Annotated in this window: 13 protein-coding genes and 2 pseudogenes; 11 read left to right on the top strand and 4 right to left on the bottom strand. The window is 56.8% G+C overall.

Annotated elements, in window-relative coordinates; genetic code table 11:
* Window positions 1-59: 59 nt before the first annotated feature.
* The 5 genes from DPM33_RS19090 to DPM33_RS19075 all read left to right on the top strand — a co-directional run bounded on the left by DPM33_RS19090 (window position 60) and on the right by DPM33_RS19075 (window position 6,004).
* Window positions 60-848 (top strand): hypothetical protein, encoded by a 789-nt coding sequence (locus DPM33_RS19090; RefSeq protein ID WP_112098994.1) that lies wholly within the window; start codon window positions 60-62, stop codon window positions 846-848.
* 486 nt (window positions 849-1,334) lie between these two features.
* The gene (locus DPM33_RS36315) at window positions 1,335-1,478 is read left to right on the top strand and encodes a hypothetical protein (protein WP_167449139.1); all 144 of its coding nucleotides are present in this window, start codon (window positions 1,335-1,337) and stop codon (window positions 1,476-1,478) included.
* Window positions 1,479-1,514: 36 nt separating this feature from the next.
* A complete protein-coding gene (locus DPM33_RS19085; protein ID WP_112098993.1) occupies window positions 1,515-3,023 on the top strand; it encodes an arylsulfatase B in 1,509 nt (502 codons plus the stop codon).
* 214 nt (window positions 3,024-3,237) lie between these two features.
* Window positions 3,238-4,869 (top strand): arylsulfatase, encoded by a 1,632-nt coding sequence (locus DPM33_RS19080; protein ID WP_112098992.1) that lies wholly within the window; start codon window positions 3,238-3,240, stop codon window positions 4,867-4,869.
* Between the two features lie 214 nt (window positions 4,870-5,083).
* Window positions 5,084-6,004 (top strand): formylglycine-generating enzyme family protein, encoded by a 921-nt coding sequence (locus tag DPM33_RS19075; protein ID WP_112098991.1) that lies wholly within the window; start codon window positions 5,084-5,086, stop codon window positions 6,002-6,004.
* 47 nt (window positions 6,005-6,051) lie between these two features.
* Here the strand turns inward: DPM33_RS19075 and DPM33_RS19070 are convergent.
* Together DPM33_RS19070 and DPM33_RS19065 are read right to left on the bottom strand one after the other, a co-directional pair.
* A pseudogene (locus DPM33_RS19070) lies at window positions 6,052-6,213 on the bottom strand (JAB domain-containing protein); the annotation flags it as partial.
* Between the two features lie 115 nt (window positions 6,214-6,328).
* A complete protein-coding gene (locus tag DPM33_RS19065; RefSeq protein ID WP_112098989.1) occupies window positions 6,329-6,553 on the bottom strand; it encodes a helix-turn-helix domain-containing protein in 225 nt (74 codons plus the stop codon).
* An 848-nt stretch (window positions 6,554-7,401) separates the two neighbouring features.
* Between DPM33_RS19065 and DPM33_RS19060 the strand changes: the two genes are divergently transcribed.
* The 3 genes from DPM33_RS19060 to DPM33_RS19050 all read left to right on the top strand — a co-directional run bounded on the left by DPM33_RS19060 (window position 7,402) and on the right by DPM33_RS19050 (window position 10,688).
* Window positions 7,402-8,109, top strand: a complete 708-nt coding sequence (locus DPM33_RS19060; RefSeq protein WP_167449138.1) for a glycoside hydrolase family 75 protein — start codon at window positions 7,402-7,404, stop codon at window positions 8,107-8,109.
* 30 nt (window positions 8,110-8,139) lie between these two features.
* Window positions 8,140-8,907 (top strand): NlpC/P60 family protein, encoded by a 768-nt coding sequence (locus tag DPM33_RS36310; RefSeq protein WP_167449137.1) that lies wholly within the window; start codon window positions 8,140-8,142, stop codon window positions 8,905-8,907.
* 116 nt (window positions 8,908-9,023) lie between these two features.
* Entirely contained in the window at window positions 9,024-10,688 is a 1,665-nt protein-coding gene (locus DPM33_RS19050; protein ID WP_112098986.1) for a S8/S53 family peptidase, read from the top strand.
* 398 nt (window positions 10,689-11,086) lie between these two features.
* On the opposite strand, the gene DPM33_RS35875 is transcribed toward DPM33_RS19050, so the two are convergent.
* Window positions 11,087-11,854 (bottom strand): hypothetical protein, encoded by a 768-nt coding sequence (locus DPM33_RS35875; protein ID WP_146770287.1) that lies wholly within the window; start codon window positions 11,852-11,854, stop codon window positions 11,087-11,089.
* Window positions 11,855-12,023: 169 nt separating this feature from the next.
* Between DPM33_RS35875 and DPM33_RS37785 the strand changes: the two are divergent.
* The 3 genes and pseudogenes from DPM33_RS37785 to DPM33_RS35870 all read left to right on the top strand — a co-directional run.
* A pseudogene (locus tag DPM33_RS37785) lies at window positions 12,024-12,764 on the top strand (trypsin-like serine protease); the annotation flags it as partial.
* Between the two features lie 171 nt (window positions 12,765-12,935).
* Window positions 12,936-14,825, top strand: coding sequence for a S8 family serine peptidase (locus DPM33_RS19045; RefSeq protein WP_245442248.1), 1,890 nt, complete (start codon window positions 12,936-12,938; stop codon window positions 14,823-14,825).
* Window positions 14,826-14,838: 13 nt separating this feature from the next.
* Complete coding sequence (locus DPM33_RS35870; protein ID WP_146770285.1) at window positions 14,839-16,452, top strand: hypothetical protein; 1,614 nt, start codon at window positions 14,839-14,841, stop codon at window positions 16,450-16,452.
* A 961-nt stretch (window positions 16,453-17,413) separates the two neighbouring features.
* Here DPM33_RS35870 and DPM33_RS35865 read toward each other — a convergent pair.
* Window positions 17,414-17,890, bottom strand: coding sequence for a hypothetical protein (locus DPM33_RS35865; RefSeq protein WP_146770284.1), 477 nt, complete (start codon window positions 17,888-17,890; stop codon window positions 17,414-17,416).
* Window positions 17,891-18,176: the final 286 nt, after the last annotated feature.

Raw genomic sequence — 18,176 nt, 5'->3', positions numbered from 1 at the left:
GCACAGGCGTCGGCCAGTGTTCTCCACCAAGACTACGAGGAGGATAGATGGGGGCAACCATGAACAAATTTCGTTTGGCCGCTTTGGGAACGGCAGCCGTGTCGGTACTTTGTGGGGCCAATGCGTTTGCAGCGGACACGACCAAGCAGCAGCAGGATGAAGGCTGGACTGTTACTGTCGCGCCATATCTGTGGGCATCGGGTATCAAGGGCGAAAGCGGCCTCTTCGGATTCCCGCCTCAGGATGTCGACGTGAGCTTCGGCGACGTGCTGAATCACCTCAAATTCGGCTTCATGGGGCTCACGGAAGCTCGCAACGGGCCTTTCACGATCAGCACGGACATAGTCTACGCCAAGCTCGACGCCAATATCGGCACTCCAAGGGGAATCCTCGCCTCCAACATTGACGCGACGGTGAGCACTTTCATGGGGACCGCGCTCGGCGGTTACAGCGTTTACTATCAGGATGGGACGAATTTCGATCTTGTAGCCGGCGCCCGCCTTTGGTCGGTCGACAACAGGTTCGACTTCCATGGCGGTGCTCTTGACGGCAGATCAGCCAGCGACGGCGACACGTGGGTCGATCCGGTGATCGGCGCCAAAATCAAGGCCAATGTCGGCAATGGAATTTACCTGGCCGGTTGGGGGCTCGTCGGTGGTTTCGGCGCAGGATCCAAATCGATGTGGGACGTGATGGGCGGCGCCGGATATCAGTTCAACGACAAGATGTCGATGTTCGTCGGTTATCGGGCCGTGCACGACAACTATAGCCACGACGGCTTCGTGAACAAACTCACTCAGCAGGGCCCGATACTCGGCTTTACCTATCAATTCTCGGCCGCCCAATAGAGGATCGACCTGAGGTGGCCGGCTCGCGGCAGCGCCCGCGTTTTGCTGCCGGATTACTTCCATTCCAACAGTTGAAATGGCGTATTGACTTTGCGCTGTTCTGATTTAGCTGCCGGTGCAGACCACCGCCGATGCCATCGGGCCGTGGGCCGGAATTGCATTCTCGCCGGCGGTTGCTGCTGCCCTGACATGCTCCCAAAGGCTGCATAGCTAGGTTCGTCTAGGGGGAGCGGCGCGTCCCTGTGCGCACGCGATCGAGACCAGAAGGCCAAAAAATACATCCTTTGCGCAAAGTGGATAGCAGTAGGGTTGTATTAGCTATAGCTTATTCGGAATTGCGCGAGACCAAACAGCGCGGGCGTATCGCCGATCAACGGCGAGTTGGGAGCATGAACAGGGCGGGACCATTCCAGAGGCGTGCGCAGAGGACATCGAGCGCTCTGCAGCAATCGTGCCTTGTGGGGCCGGCGGCTTCCTGGAGAGGCCATGGCGGTGCTGACACGCTTTATTTTGGAATCAAAGAGATGTCGCGGCGAGCCGGTGGGCGATGTCGATGCGAAGTCCTTGCGCTGCGTCTTTGGTTCCGAGGCAGTGATCGGCGGCAGAACGCTAGACGCGCCATGGTTTTGAGTAGGACGGCATGAACTAGCAGATCAGGGGCACAACATGAGCAACGATCGTGACTTCCCGGCTGAAGCCGGTACAAGCAACAAAATCACGCGGCGCGACGCATTGATGGCCGGAACGGCGGCAGCCGTTTCGCGATTTGCCGCACCCGTCGGTCTTTCAGGCGCGCTTGCCGGCTTCGCTGGCGTACAGGCTGCGGCGGCCCAACCCTCGCAGCCCAACATCGTCTACATCATCTCCGATGACCAGGGCTGGAAGGACGTGGGCTACCATGGGTCCGATATCAAGACGCCCAACATCGACAAGCTGGCGGCCGACGGTGCGCGGCTGGAGCAGTACTACGCCCAGCCCATGTGCACGCCGACCCGCGCGGCGCTGATGACTGGCCGCTATCCCTTCCGGTATGGCCTGCAAACCGCGGTCATTCCTCAGATCGGCTCTTACGGCCTGGCGCTCGACGAATATCCACTGCCGCAAATGCTCAAGGACGCGGGGTACGCCACCGCGATGAGCGGCAAGTGGCACTTGGGCCACTCCAAGACCGCGTACTGGCCGCGCCAGCGCGGTTTCGACTCGTTCTACGGTGCGCTGCTCGGCGAGATCGATCATTTCACGCATAAGGCGGCAAATGGCAGTCCGGATTGGTATCGGAACAACAAGGCTCTCAGCGAGCCCGGCTACGACAACGTACTATTCGGCACCGAAGCTGTGCGGGTGATCAACAAACACGATCAGAAAAAGCCCCTGTTCCTGTATCTGGCCTTTACGGCGCCGCATACTCCGTTCCAGGCACCGAAGGAATTTCTCGACCGCAACAGTCATATCGCCGATGAGAGTCGGCGGAAATATGCGGCTATGATTTCGGTGATAGACGATCAAATCGGCAAAGTCGTCGACGCTCTCGAAAAGCGCGGCATGCGCGAGAATACCCTGGTCGTCTTCCAGAGTGACAATGGCGGCGTGGTCGACGCGCACTTTGCGGGCGAAAGCGAGGTCAAGGGCAAGCTTCCCGCCGACAATGGTCCTTACCGCGAGGGCAAGGGTACGACGTATGAAGGAGGCACGCGTGTTGCAGGCCTCGTCAACTGGCCAGGTAAGATCAAGCCCGCGTCGGTCGATGGGATGATGCATGTCGTCGACATGTATCCGACGCTGGCAGGCTTGGCGGGTGTCAAGCTTGGCAAGAACAAGCCGCTGGACGGCGTGGACATGTGGCCGGTGCTTAGCGAAGGAAAGCCCTCGCCACGAACCGAGGTCGTCTACAATGTCGAGCCGATGACGGCCGCCGTGCGCGAAGGCGATTTGAAGCTCGTCTGGAAAGCGACACTGCCGCAAAGGATCGAGCTCTTCGACCTTTCCAAGGATCATCAGGAGACGAGCAACCTGGCCGATCAGAATCCCGAAATGGTGAAGAAGCTGCAGGCGCGCATCACGGAACTTGCGTCTCAGATGGCTCCCCCGCTGATCATGCTGGACGCCGTGAAGCTGCTTGTGCACTCGCAGACCTTGCTGCCTGATGCGTCCGAAATGTTCAATGTTGGGGACTGATCGTGCCAACGGCGGCATGGGCAGGCCAATCAGGGAACCGGCTCGCGGCCAGCGCCGATTCATTGGCGCCGGCTCAGCCTTTTCCGACTGACCCTCGCGCGGCATTGGGGACTGGGGCATCCAACGGGGTGGGAAAATCAACATGAATGGGAACTGACCCCGGACCGCGCATTCATGAGCGGTCCCGTGAGTCGCAACAAAAGGGAGGACTGCCATGCACAAGAAACCGGAAGCAGGAAGCGAAGAGCGTGCGTCAGGCCTACCGATCAGGCGTCGCGATGTTCTGCTCGGCGCCGCCTCGGTTCTCACCATATCGGCTATGGCGGCCGGGGGGCTGGCGAAGCAAGCCACGGCCCAATCGAGGAAGCAGCCGAATATACTCATCATCTGGGGCGACGACATCGGCTGGTGGAACATCAGCGCCTACAACCAGGGCATGATGGGTTACAAGACGCCCAACATCGACAGCATCGCGAAAGAGGGCGCGCTCTTTACTGACTACTACGGCCAGCAGAGCTGCACCGCCGGCCGCGCCGCCTTCATCACCGGGCAGACACCCTTCCGCACCGGTATGCTCAAGGTCGGCCTGCCTGGCGCCAAGGAAGGACTGCAGCCTGAGGATCCGACGCTTGCGGATATGCTCAAGGCGCAGGGTTACATGACCGGCCAGTTCGGCAAAAATCATCTGGGCGACCGCGATGAGCACCTGCCCACCGCTCACGGTTTCGATGAGTTCTTCGGTTCGCTCTACCACTTGAACGCCGAGGATGAGCCGGAGCATCCCGACTACTTCAAAGACCCGGAGATGCAGAAGAAATACGGGACGCGCGGTGTGATCCATTGCTGGGCTAACCCGGATGGCACGCAGAAGATCGAGAGCACGGGACCGCTGACGAAGAAGCGCATGGAGACGATCGACGCCGAGGTCACCGACAAGGCGCTCGATTTCATGCAAAGGGCCAAGGCCGCAAACAAACCGTTCTTCCTGTGGTGGAATTCGACCCGCATGCACATCTGGACGCGACTGAAGAAGGAGAGCGAAGGAAAGACCGGGCTCGGCATCTATCCCGACGGTATGGTCGAGCACGACGGCCAGGTCGGCCAGGTCCTCGACAAGCTCAAGGAGCTAGGTCTCGATGACAATACAATTGTCATGTATTCGACCGACAACGGCGCCGAGAAGTTCACTTGGCCGGACGGCGGCCAGTCGCCTTTCCGCGGTGAGAAGAATACCAATTGGGAAGGCGGCTACCGAGTGCCTGCGATGGTGCGCTGGCCGGGCGTGGTGAAGCCGGGTACGATCCTCAACGACATCGTGTCACACGAAGACTGGATACCGACATTGATGGCGGCGGTTGGCGAGCCCGACATCGGCGAGAAGCTGAAGGCCGGTCTAAAGGTCGGCAAGAGGACCTACAAGGTTCACCTCGATGGCTATAACCAGATGGACTACTTCGCCGGCAAGGGGCCGGATCCCCGCCATGAGTTTTTCTACTTCAATGACGACGGGTCGCTGGTGGCATTGCGCTACGACCAGTGGAAGCTGGTTTTCGCCGAGCAGCGCGGGGAAGGGTTCGAAGTCTGGGAGGAGCCATTCGTGCCGCTGCGCCTGCCGAAGCTGTTCAACCTGCGTTCAGACCCGTTCGAAACGGCCGATCACGAAGGCATGGACTATGACCGCTGGCGCGTCGAACACGTGTTCTTGCTGGTACCGGCGCAGCAATATGTCGGCAAATTCCTTGCCACGTTCAAGGAATTCCCGCCGCGACAGAAGCCGGGTAGTTTCTCTATCGACCAAGTTCTCGCAAGCCTGACGGCTGGGTCCGCCGGCACCGGCGCGAATTGATGCAAACGTCGGCCGCGCCCGGTTCGACCGGGCGCGGTCAGAGCAAAAGCGAAGGGTTGGACTCTGGTGGACATCAAGAGCAACCGGAACCGCGTTTTCGATTTCGATAATTAGGCGTGGGGTGCGTCCAATGAGCCTGCGTATGGATGTCGGTACTCAACCCGCCGCGGAACATGAACCATCACCCAGGCAAGGCGAGGCCCCGTCTCCCAACATGATCTGGATACCCGGTGGTGAGTTCCTGATGGGTTCGGACCGGCATTATCCTGAGGAAGCGCCCGCACACCGAGTACGCGTCAGCGGTTTCTGGATCGACCCGTACACCGTCACGAACCGGGAGTTCGGTCGCTTCGTCGCGGAGACGGGCTACGTGACCCTGGCCGAGAGGCCCGCCAACCCTGTCGACTATCCAGGCGCCAAGCCGGAAATGCTGGCGCCGTCCTCGACCATCTTCAAGAAACCGTCCGGTCCCGTGGACATGCGCAATCATTACAATTGGTGGGTCTATGTGCGCGGCGCCAATTGGCGACATCCGCGTGGACCGGCGAGTTCGATCGCCAAGCTCAAGGACCATCCGGTCGTCCACATAGCCTTCGAAGACGCCCAGGCATATGCCGAGTGGGCCGGGAAAATGCTGCCCACCGAGGCCGAATGGGAGTTCGCCGCCCGCGGCGGCATGGATGGGGCTGAATTCGTATGGGGGGAAGAGTTTACCCCAGCTGGCCAGCACTTGGCCAATACCTACCAAGGTGATTTTCCGTATCACAACTCGGCGGAGGACGGATTTGAATACACGGCCCCGGTCGGCTCGTTCCCACCGAACAACTACGGGCTATACGACATGGCTGGCAATGTCTGGCAGTGGACAACCGATTGGTACCAGGAACATAGCGCGATCGACAGCCCCTGCTGCACTGCGGACAACCCTCGCGGTGCCGCGCGCGAGATGAGCTACGACACCCGTACGCCCGACATTCGAATTCCGCGCAAGGTCACCAAGGGCGGATCCTTCCTGTGCGCTCCCAGCTACTGCCGGCGCTACCGCCCGGCCGCTCGCATGGCGCAGCCGGTGGATACATCCACCTGCCACCTTGGATTTCGTTGCATCGCGCGCACGACAATCGGGAACTCATGAGCTCAGCGCCGCCGCCTTCGCGGTGGCGCACTCTTAGGCGACAAGGGTTAGATCAAAAGCAGGCCCTTCATCGAGGCGTTGCCCTTGCGGCCGATGATGATGTGGTCGTGCACGGCGATGCCGAGGGGCTTGGCCGTATCTATGATTTGTTTGGTCATCTCGATGTCGGCGCGGGACGGTGTCGGGTCGCCGGACGGGTGGTTGTGCAACTTCCTCCTTCTGAAAGTTATCACATTGAAAAATATATATAATATTACGCTCATCAACAGCGTTGGGAGCGTCTTTTGGGAGCGCTATTGTATGCTGCTCTATGACGAATCATGCTCACTCACCGGCGTCCATCATCAATCGCCTTGAAGCACGGCATGCCACTGTATTCTTTTGATCCCACTTCTCGAGTTCCTCAACTGGGTACAACACCGCTTTGCCGAGTTTGACGTAGGCCGGTCCAATCCTCTTGGCTCGCCAATTACGCAGCGTGCCAGGAGAGATACTGCCGCGATAGCGTTCGGACACTTCCTCAGCTGTCAGAAATTTCCTGTCGTCCATCGAGCTCTCCAAAAGTCCGACGTCAGGAGCAGTTGAGCAAGCTCGGGCACGCTCCCAAACCGTGGATAATGCAGTTGCACAGCCATGATTGGGTATGTGTTTAGGAAAAAGAAGGCGCTGGCGAGGGAGTAGAAGCAGCGGATATGGTTGGATACAAATCGGATCGACTCCTGACGGAATTCGCAAGGCCAGGTCGGTCGACCTGGCTCAGCCGTCAATGGGAGAGGGGGGCCTGCACCATCGGCGGCGCGTTGGTCCCCCCGGGGGCAGAGGTGGGAGTGGCGAATTCAGGCGATCGAAACCTGAGTCTTCTAGACGCTCATCGAAACCAGGCAGGCTGCAGAGTGGCCTGCTGCCAGGGTGTCTGTCTCTTCAGTGGCTCACCCTTCAGTGCATATGCGGTTCAGTCGATAGAGCGCTACATCGCGAGACCCACTCTCGGGGGAGTCGCCCGGTTGGGAAGCGATTACTGGCGAGGTGGTTGTCAGGGGCTGGGAGGTGCATTCACATGACTCGCCGCGAGGCATCGAGCCAATTCAATATCTCTGCCCCAAAATCGCAAAATTCTCGAGGCCAGGGCCACTGATAGCAAATGAAGGCCTCGCCGGGACTGACGATCTCGGGCCGGCTTTCGCAGAATGCCCGGTAGAACGCGCGTGGTGATTGCCTGTGAGGGCGCCGGTGAAACCGACGAGTGGGAAAGCCGCAAGCCTAGGGGCCACTACAACCTTCTAGGTGGATATTGGATTTAATTTTCAAGCACCGCTATTTTCCGTTAGCTAATACAGTAAAACCGGTTATCATCTATTTCTCGTCCAGCTCCGAACATGCCTCACTTGGGGGAAAGCATGACTCATGTCGATATCATCGGCTCGGTATGTTCGGAATGGGACTACACCAAAAGGACCTGTGTTGCACAGGTCGATGTTCGACTTGTGCAGGGATCAAAGTCACCATTTTTCGTTAGTAAACTCGCCATTGATGCAGACGGCTCGCCGACGGCGTATCATCCCGGCGATATAGGTTCTTACGATTATTTAGCCAACGTCAGCAAAAATGATTTGCACGGAATTCAAGGTGAGGACGGTGCAGTCGGGCCGGCACCCGGATTTTACGTCTCCGGGACGTCGTTGTCGAACCCAGCATACAAGCCGAGCGACACGCGCCATTGGGTGGATGCGGCAACGGTCCCGTATTTCGTGATCAATCGCCAGGAATTCCCCCAATTCAACGTCCCGCTAGGTTGCGTTGCTACGGTCGTCGACCTACAGAGCCGCAAACGAACGGGGGCTATCCTCGCCGACACGGGACGGGCCGTCGGGGAGGGGTCAATCGCATTGGCGGTCAGCCTGGGTCTGAGTCCGTTCTCGAAAATGCACCCCCCAAAGGTCGTGGGCTTCGACGAGTCACGTTTTGTGTACCTGCTGCACCCCGACCGGACCGTGGATGCCCCTTGGCCTGTGGCCCGCATCCAATCCGAGGCAGACGAGGCATTCCGCGACTGGGGCGGGGACGCCCAGCTTGAGGCCATGTTTCCGAAAGAGAACTTCACCTGAGATCAGCAACCGCTTTGGGAGGAAATTCGCATGACGGACATTCCAAGCACAATTCTGGAACACATTGGCTCCGGACAGACTGCCGTCCTCGTCGAGAAGACCACTGTCGGCACGGACACGCTGTATAAGCTGAACATAACGTCTGAAGACGAGGGTGGTCAGCTGGTCGCCAAAGTCGATCAGGCCGGCAACATCAGTTTTCCGCTGGGCGATGCCGGCGTGCTGCAGGCTGACGCCCAGGACGACATCGGGTCAGACCTGAAGTCGGCCCTCGACGGGCTCAAGATTCCGGAGGTCACGGTCGACTTGGATTGGAAGGCGGCCGCCGGCGCGACGTTTCTGACGAAGCAGCAGCTCGACAGGAAGCTGGCAGACGAAGCCAAGGCGTGTGTCAACACGCTTCTTACTGGTGATGTCCCTGGGACTGACCACGGCAACCTGGCGTGCGCCTGGGCGGTGAACGAGGTCGCAAGACGCGCGCTCCTGCGGCAGATCGGCGGAGGGCTTTCAACTGCCAGCATGTACTTAGTCCTGAAGGCCAAGCACCAGCCCGTGAAACGTGCCGATGCCGTACCTGGCAACATTATCATATCGCCAACTGAAGGCTCCAACATCGGCCATGTCGGCATTGTGGGCGACAATGGCCAAGTCTATTCCAACAGCTCATCGCTCAAGAAATTCTACAACAAATACAGCTTGGACACTTGGCAGGCGCACTACGGCGACAGCAAGGGACTCCTGGTCCTGTTTTATCAACTGGACCCCAGTCAGTTCCCACTATCGGGGGCAATCAGCTGACGCGCTTGGCATCGAGCCCGTGGCCGGTGCAAGCGCACGGTCTATGATGAAATCGGCCTATCACAATCCAAGCACCTGGGTAGCTAAGGCTCTGAGATCAAAGGTCGGAGGTATCGGTGGCGCTAAAGGGTAACGGTCAGCTTCTCGTAAAGGTGCGCAACCAGCCGTTTGCAGTCGTCTTCAGCGCCACGCAACCGTTTGCCATCCCGGGGTACTCGCTCGAACCTTTGTCCACCGCGCTGCAGACTCGACCGCAGTTCACCGCTGCCGTGGCAGCCGATCACTGGTTGCTGGCTAAACCCGCCACGCTCGCGGACGACCTGGCGCCTTGGGATACCGCCCACGCCGCTGCCAGCGCGCACAACTATGCGCACTATGTTGAGCCGGACATCCTGCACGAGCGTTCTACGATCCCGCCAGGTAAGCTCGATCACGGCCTAAATGGCGATTGGCCGCCTTTCGTGGATGCGACGGACGGCATCTCTCCTGGCTGGCATCTCGGCGCGAACTTTACCGGCTTCGAAAGTGTCCGAGGTTTGGCGACCGGAAAGGGCGTAAGGATCGCTCACTTGGATACGGGCTACACACCGGGGCATGCCTCAAAGCCTCGAAATCTCCGACCGGGCCTTGGATATGACTACTGGGACAAAAAGAAGGACCCGATCGATCCTGGAGAGCGCGGTGTCCTCGATCAACCTGGCCATGGCACCGCGACGCTGGCGCTCCTCGCGGGGAACGCAATGGACCTCACTTTTGGACTCCAACATTTCAAGGGGGATATCGGAGGTGCCCCCGATGCCGAGGTAATTCCCATACGGATCAGCCCATCCGTCGTGCACGTTTACACCAGCACAATGGCCAGAGGGCTTTACGATGCGCTAGGCCCCAGCGGTGATCCCGATAAGCCAGATCCGTCCAATCGTTGCGAGGTTGTCTCGATCAGCCATGGTGGCCTGCCAAGCCAGAGTTGGGCAGATGCAGTGAACACCCTCTACGATGATGGGATCGTTATCGTGGCAGCTTCCGGCGACAGCTACCAGCTTGAGGTGGCCGACCTTGCCACGCACTTCACCGTTTACCCGAGCGCATTCAATCGCGTTCTGACCGCTGTGGGAGCGACCTTCGACAAACAGCCTTACGCGACTGACAAGTTCGGTAGGATGCAGGGCTGTTGGGGGCCTGAAACCGTTATGGAAAAGGCGGTTGCGGCATACACCCCAAATGTCGTTTGGATGAAATTCGACGACTGTCCCGCCGGTTTCGAGATGGACGGCGGCGGCACATCTTCGAGCACACCGCAGGTTGCTGCGGCCTGCGCGTTGTGGCTCGAACTCTTCCGCGAGCAATTGCCTTCGGACTGGACACGTGTCGAGGCGTGCAGACTGGCTCTTTTTGACAGCGTCGATCACACCCATCCTAACAAGGCGCAATTGGGATGGGGCATCCTCAGCGTTCCGAAAATGCTCGATGGCGGTCTTGCCACCGAGATAATCGCAAAGGCCAAATCTGGTCAGCTCGATCGATCCGCGCAAGATAGCGTTTCGTTTCCGTTTTGGCGTTTGTTGATGGGCATTGGACCGCCTCAAAGCGACGAGGAGCGCATGTACGAGACGGAGGTCGCTCAGGTCGTTCTCGAGTCGGATAACATGGAACTGCGAGCGGCTGCCGCCGAAGCGGCTGCGGGTTCCGTCTTCTCTGCCGCGGAACAAGCGCACTACCGTTCCTTGCTTGCCCAAGAGGAGATATCAAGCCCCCTCAGGAAGAAAATCGGGTTGCCCTAGCGGTTCGGAGGTGAAGACCCTCCTATGCCAGGACGTGCTCGCGATGTGGCAGGATTCCTGCCAGGCGACTGGCCTCGGCTCTGTAGCTACCAGTTCGAAAAATTTCGAGACCTACTTCGAGTTATCGCCACCAGAGGCATCTTGCTAGCTAGACTAAAGCTTCTTCAAGTTGGTCTTGCCGACTGCACCCCGCTGCCAAATGATTTTCGGCTGCGTCTCAGACATAGTTGCTGCCCTTGTAGATGAGTATGCCAGGCTTCTTGCATCGATGGCGATGGATCTTGTACCTGAGTCGAATACGCTGGGCATATTAGAGGCGTGGTGGCACAAAAAATCCAAACGTGAAGAGATGGTCAATAGAATGCTCTCGTTCGTGCGCCGACAACACGAAGAGGTACTCAACGACAAAGGCCAAATACCGACAAGCAAAGCCGATGCGCCGCGGAATTTGGCACGCCAACGACGCCATTTTTCTTGATATCTTCGACGGAAACTCCGTTTTGCTTCCGAAGCATTCTGTCAATGTCTACTCCTTCTCTCCTGATTGCCTCTCGGTCTGCCAGCGCAAAATTCGAGACACGTTGACCAATAGATGCCAAATTGGCATCTGGGTAAGAGAAGATAAAATTTAGAAATGCCGGCGTCGGGCTCTGTCCTGCTGCCATCTCTTGCAGCATGGTACCGATGTCGATAATCTCATTATCCAAATTCCTTAGTGCAAGTAACTTATCTTCAACAGTCCGCGAGTCGCATTTGTTATTGCGATCTGAATCAATGTCACGTTGAATAGTCTTTGACTTATCAATATCCCGATCTATTATAGAGTATGCCGACGGAATTAACGATGACGCAAATAATTTCTGTTCTTGTTGTGTATACTGGCCGCCTGTGTTTAGGTATATGCTTTGCACTCGATTGACGTCCGCATCGGACGCTTCACCGGGAAATTTAGCAAACGTTCGTTCTACCGTGTATCTCACAAAGTATGCATAGATAGGTCCTGCTAAATTATCGGTTAGCGTAGAAGAGTGGTTGATCGCTTCTGCCTTCGTAGCACTATCAACTACTGAACCTGCTTGAGCTATGGCATCAGCCACGGCGCTACAGTCACCCGCATGCGCCCAATTAGCTGTCATCATGATAGAAATTACTGCCGCCAGCCTCATTGCCGTACTCAGAGCCGAAATCAGTATTCCATCAGGTCTTCGGTTAGCCGCGAAGAGATCAGAAAATGGTAAATTAGGCTATCCTAAAAAGTTTCTGTTGCCAACGTCTCAATTGAGGTAATAAGCTTCGTCCGCTCAAACATTGAGCCAGGTCGCGGTCGGTGGCCAAATGAATAGTTATCCCTTCCCTTCCTCCTGGGGTGCCCTGGCGACGGGCTGGACCTGCACGGTAGCTGCAATCAGGATACTATTCTCGGCTACCATTTGGTCGCTTTTGTTGGTTGATCCAAGCGCGGCAGTGATTGCGCCTGGTGCACTCGGCCCAGGGCCGTTGGCTCCGAACCCACCGGCGGCAATAACGAAGCCGAGCCTTTACCTGTTGAGGGCTCAAAATCCTGATCGATACTGTACCTCCGTTGTTGTTGGGCCGCGAGTACTGCTAACGGCCGCGCAGTGCGTGCCGAGTTCGGGGCAGGAAAAGGACCTCTCACTGCTCTCTGGTGGGCACCAGATTGTCTATACCATCAGGTGCGATGCCTACTACCCGACGGCGTCAACGGTTGGCCTTGCATTGTGTCAGGTCGATCAACGGCTTCCGACAACGGAAATTGAGAGAGTGATGTTCGATTCTCCTTTTCCACAGGGTTCGGTGACGCTTTGGGGCTATGGCTGCAGCGAGCGACTAACCGGCAGTTTCAGCGGTTCCTTATCGAGTGCCTTATCGCCAACTGGATTGCAGCCTATTCAATCCCATCCCGAGTTGCTTTCAACTGGTGTTCAAGGCTGCCCTGGAGATGCCGGGGGTGCAGCGTTTGTGGACTCCCCCAATATCGGCCGAGTCGTGACTGGAATAATAACCCGGAGTGACGAGAAAGGGATCGCTCTCGTTACACCGACGACCCTGAAGGAGTTTGCTAGCTGGGCCAAGCAATGGTCGAGTTCCGCGAGAGCTTCGATCTGCGGACTTGACCCCGCAGAAACAAGCGCCTGTGCTCCTCTTCCCAGCGCTGCGCCAGTCCCTTCGGCCGGAAAAGAGGCTTCCGCCGTCTCGATAGCTGATAGCGTCGCGGCCCCAGCAATAGTGGCTGCCACTTCCGCTGGGGGGACCCTTTCGGGCACGCGGCAGTTGGTTTTTCGCGCAGGCGATGATTTCAGTACTGTGGTGACTACATCCTGTTTCGGCGCGGCAGATACAAAGTATATTGATCGTGTGATTCAGTATCTTGCGCAATTTGGCAGATCCATGGATGCGCATCACACTTTTGATAGAATCGAAACGCTCACAATTCCGATATGCCCGGAGCCAGCGGCGCCAGGGGATACGATTGTTGTTACAGTTAGTGAGAAACCTCGGCGCAACCTCTGGTACTATTTCTTGCTATTGACCGAGGACAAGAAAATTAGCACTGCGTGGAATTTTGAGTACCACTCCGAGGACGGCCCGCGAGAATGGCCTAATGATCGTTCAAGTCGCTACTTTGTGGATGTCTTTAGGGCACTCAATCCAGGCCAGGACCCCACGGCCTTAACCCCCGGTGAGATTGTGCTGCCTGTTCGGCCCAACGAGCACACGCTTGATCTCCCAGCGTCGAATATTGATACGCTCGAGCCGATCTTCGGATTGCAATCCGCGCCAAATGACGGCAGTTGCGATCAAAATCAAGAAGCGTTGTCGTATCCTTATGATCTTAAAGGCGTCTTGGAAGCCTTAGACGGTCGGGAGTTAAGTTCGCCGGCGCGAGTGGTGATAGTCGACAGCGGTTTGTACACAGCACAAAAAGGTGAGTCGATATTTGCAGATAACCTTTTCTTCGATCGGGCCAATTTTTCTGACGCGGATCGGAAAAGAAGAACTCTGGAAGTGATGCCGTTACTCCCAACCGAAGCTGAAGCTGTGCATGGTACGCAAGTGGCGTCGGTCGCTCTTGGCGGCCCTCTTTTTGCGCGAGCGCACAACCTTGCGGCATCGCCGAGGTGGATTCGGATCGACCCCTACAATATCGATGAATCTAGAGCAGGGAAGGCGAGAGCCCGTGCAGATCGGTTCCTTGCAATTTTCGATTCGATACAAGCCCATGGTACCACAATCGTAAATCTGAGCTTGCGGACGGACCGGCCCATCAACACAATCGAACATTTTCTAGACAATGTTGACTCCCCATTTCTCTTTGTTGTTGCTGCAGGCAACGGGGGCCAAGAGTTGAAGCAGGATGCGGCTGTGCCGAGTTTTCCTGCCATTTACGGAGGTAGCGACAGCAAGGGCAGGTCCAAACTTATAACTGTCGCGGCGCTCGCGAGGAGTGCCGACGGGGTTTGGGCGCTAGCTTCGTTTTCCGACTTCAGCCCGAGGCATGTCGAGATAGGAGCCCCAGGCTGTAGGGTACCAGTTGAAACTTATTTGCGCTCTGAGGAAGCGTGGTCGAATCGGGTTGAATTTGCGAATGGTACGTCCTTCGCGTCGCCTCTTGTCGCTTTCGCCGCCGCACTTCTCAGTGCGAGCAACGATCAATTGACGCCGGAACTTTTGAAGGCTCGGCTAATGGCCTCAGCCGACCTTCAGCCCCAACTAACCTCATCCATCGCTGATGGGCGCGTCCTGAATGTGGTCAAAGCTGTAGCGAGTAATGTTGACATTGTTCAGACCGCATCCGGAACATTTGCTGGCTCGGCCACGTTCGTTAAGACTGCTGATGGAGGCCCTTTGGCGGACGAAGCTGCCCTGGTGACCGGGTGCGTCAATGATCCTGAAAAGCCACCTTCTCCCAACACCGTTTGGAAAATAGTCCCGAATTTTGGAAAAGAGCCATTTCCTGACAAAGTGTATATATACAACAATAATACGAAGACAATTGTCTCGATCGATTGTAAGCTGTCGGACGGTGTTAAGTTAGTATTTAAACCTCGTGGTGCTACTGGAACGTTGCAACTTGGTTGGGGTAGTATTGTGGACTTCGTACCCCGCATCCGTTGATCGGAGGGTTCAGATGGCAGGTGCTCTTGGTAGATGCGCCATATATGCATCCCTGATGCTATATGGAATGGGAGGTTCTCAGGCTCAGGAGATCAGCGCTCCGAGCGTAGCGGTGGCAAACCCGTTCGAGGCCACAGCCGATTTTCATCTGCTGGCGACGATGAAGGTGTGGCAACCGGGCGACCCTGTAAAGCGTACAGAGGACTTAGAAGAGGAGGGCGGTCGACAGCCTCGTCCCGGTAGAACGTTGCAGCCGAGTCAGGCGGATCCTCTGCTCGCACAGCAAACTCTCGCTGGCGCGGCTCCAAATGTGAGCATCGTAGCCAGTTTCGACGGCATCCCGGCTACAGGATACGTCCCCCCGGATGTGACAAGTGCGGTGGGACCAAACCATATCATCCAAATGGGTAACGTGGCATTTGCTATCTTCGACAAGGCAGGGAAACTGCTTGCCGGGCCATCGCCTATCAACTCTGTGTGGGCGGGCTTTGGAGGACCTTGTGAATCCGAGAATGCGGGAGATCCTGTTGTTCGCTACGATCATTTCGCGGATCGATGGTTGATTAGCCAGTTCGCCATTGATGAACATTTTCAATGCATTGCGATCTCTAAAGGCGCTGATCCCGTGCAGTCTGGTTGGTACTTATATGCCTTCCCAACAAATGATGCCGACGGAAAACCAGTCACCCCCGACTATCCCAAGATCGCCGTTTGGCCGGACGGTTATTACATGGGTACCCAGCGCGGCTTTCCCGATGGCGGCTTAGACGTCTGGGTATTTGAGCGCGATAAAATGCTGGCTGGGAAGCCGGCGCGGCAGGTTCACTTTTCGGTTGGACCGCCGTCTCTTTTCCTTATGCCAGCAGACGTGGACGGGCCGCCACCGGCCGACGGGTCACCCGAGATTTTCTTGCGGCATGTGGACGGACAGCAATTCGGCGGTCACGACCGTTTGGAATTATATGCGTTTCAAACAAAATGGGACAATCCGGATCAGTCTCGATTCGCAAAGTTGGGCGAGGTGGGAACGTCAGAGTACAACGAGGTGCTTTGCAACGACATGTTCTCCGGGTTTTGTGTCCCGCAACCGGGAACGGACATCAGGCTGGAGACTTTGCCGGTTTGGACCATGTGGAGAGCCCAATACAGAAATTTTGGTGACCATCAGACACTTGTTGTGAATCATACAGTAAATGCTGATGGTCACGACCGAGCTGGCATTCGATGGTATGAGTTGCGAAAAAATGGAAGCTCTTCTTGGAATAAATTCCAGGAGGGAACCTTCTCGCCCGACTCATTGAATAGATGGATGGGCAGCATAGCGATGGATGCCGGGGGTAATATAGCGCTTGGCTATTCTGCATCGTCTAATTCGGTGTTCCCGAGCTTGAGAGTGGCGACCAGGTCACCGTCCGACAAGATTGGCTTTTTATCAATGGAATTTGTTCTGCAGCAAGGTAGCGGCTCTCAGACTTCCAACCCTAGCAGATGGGGTGATTATAGTTCTATGGAGGTCGACCCAAGTGATTCTTGTACATTTTGGTATACGGGTGAATACTATCCGTCAACTACTGAAGTTGGTTGGCGCACAAGGGTGGTTGGTTTTAAACTTCCAAGTTGCAAGTAACCGTAGGGGAGATACGTTGCCATACGGGACAGGTGGCTGATAGCGGACCGACGTGCTTTGCCCGCTCACCGAACGGCGGTTTCAGCCGGCGGCATGAGGGGTTCTAACTGTCTTCGCTAAATGTGCGTCATAGTCCTCGGCCTATTGCGCAGACCATCGCGGGAGCGCTTGATCCCTCGCATCCCGCGAAGCAGATTTTCAGATGCTGGCTACGCCAAGGGGTTGCATATTTTGGACGGATAAGGGCTGCGGTTGCGGGATACGAGTTGCCGCCCCACTCTGACCTTTTTGTAGGTCGAGCTGCTCTTCGCAACTGGCTTGGCCAACGTGACAAAGTACTGGTGAGCTTGTGAAAATATCGGTCAGGCCCCGCGTTTCTGATTGGGCTGCGTCGGCGTCCTGCGGGATGCCGCCTTTGTCACCATGTCGCCTCATATGGGCGCTATCATTATTGCCCTGCGTCGGATTGGTCTGAGATGATCACATTTATCCGCAGCGTTGCGACCGTTTTCTTGGCAGTGGAGGCCGGAGCCTTTGCTATGGGAGGGGGCCAATCGGATGAGGCGGTTGTCAGCTGCCAGGGCGTTCAAGCAGAGGATACCGTGACGGAAAGTACGGCGACTTCTCCTAAAAGTCCGGAGATTTCCCCGCCCCGCACCTCAGAGCCGGTTGCGCCTGGGTCATCGCAAGCGCCAGCGGGCGCTACTGTCCCAGTTTGGCGACCCGGAGAAGGCTATATCGTCGTTCCGGATTTGAAGCGAAGTTCGCGGTGACTCTACGGGCTAGATCGATGATCGAGCTGCGCGGCATCTGGATGCACATTCATCACTGCGCAGGTACAAGGCAGGGACGCTTGCGGTTCGGAAGCAGGAAGTTGGCCGAAGCGTCTTGCAGATTCGGCCGCGGTGCTGCTCCTTACTCTCATCATGTCTCAAGCTAGGAGTAGGCTCTGGTTGCGGCGTCAGTGCGCGGGTTTCAAGATGATGGGAACGCATTCTCCCCGAACCAGTATGAAGCCCTTCTCGCAAACCTTGCTTCCGCCCAAGGCAGGGCCACTCTTGATGTCCGCCGTAGCCAGATTTTTAAACTTGATTGTAATAGTGTTTCCACGGTTCGCGGCCGACACGTTTTGGGTTTCCGCATTGGCGCCGAGCGTGCCGCCTGCCAGAGGCACATTTGATATAGTAAGACCGCCCTTGTCGGTAACGGTCGAGCTCGCAGCTACATTAAAGACTACTGTAACTTCATCAGCAATTAACCCCGACCGTTTATTGGCCGGCACTCGATCCTGAACGTCTCGAAGAGAATCGGCAACTTCGAAGATTGCGTCGCGCACTGTTACGCGACTTGGCTCTGCAATTTCTCTTGGTGTGAAAGTGCCGCACCCTGCCAAGGCGATCGGGAAAACGACCAGGCACGCAATTTTGCTGATGTTCATAGTTCCCCCCATCCAGCACTGACGACATGCAGTCATCGCGCCAAAATTTTCTCATAAAACTGTACATTAGTATCTTTTGATATGCAATATAAGTATTAGATCAGTTGATGGCGGCAGGGCAGTCGGCGCCGCGTCCACGTACTGTCCTTTCGGCTATTGCCGCCGCGCTCACCGGAAACAACGAAACAACCAAGGATCGCGCGACCCTCCGAGGGGCAGTGATGACTAGGCTATCTAGGGTCGCATTGCCGGCCTGTTGGGGGATCGAGGCGGTAGACCGCTACAT

Origin of the sequence: Mesorhizobium hawassense (assembly GCF_003289945.1) — a bacterium.
GTDB classification, from domain to species: domain Bacteria; phylum Pseudomonadota; class Alphaproteobacteria; order Rhizobiales; family Rhizobiaceae; genus Mesorhizobium; species Mesorhizobium hawassense.
This window is presented reverse-complemented; position numbering and strand designations above follow the sequence as displayed.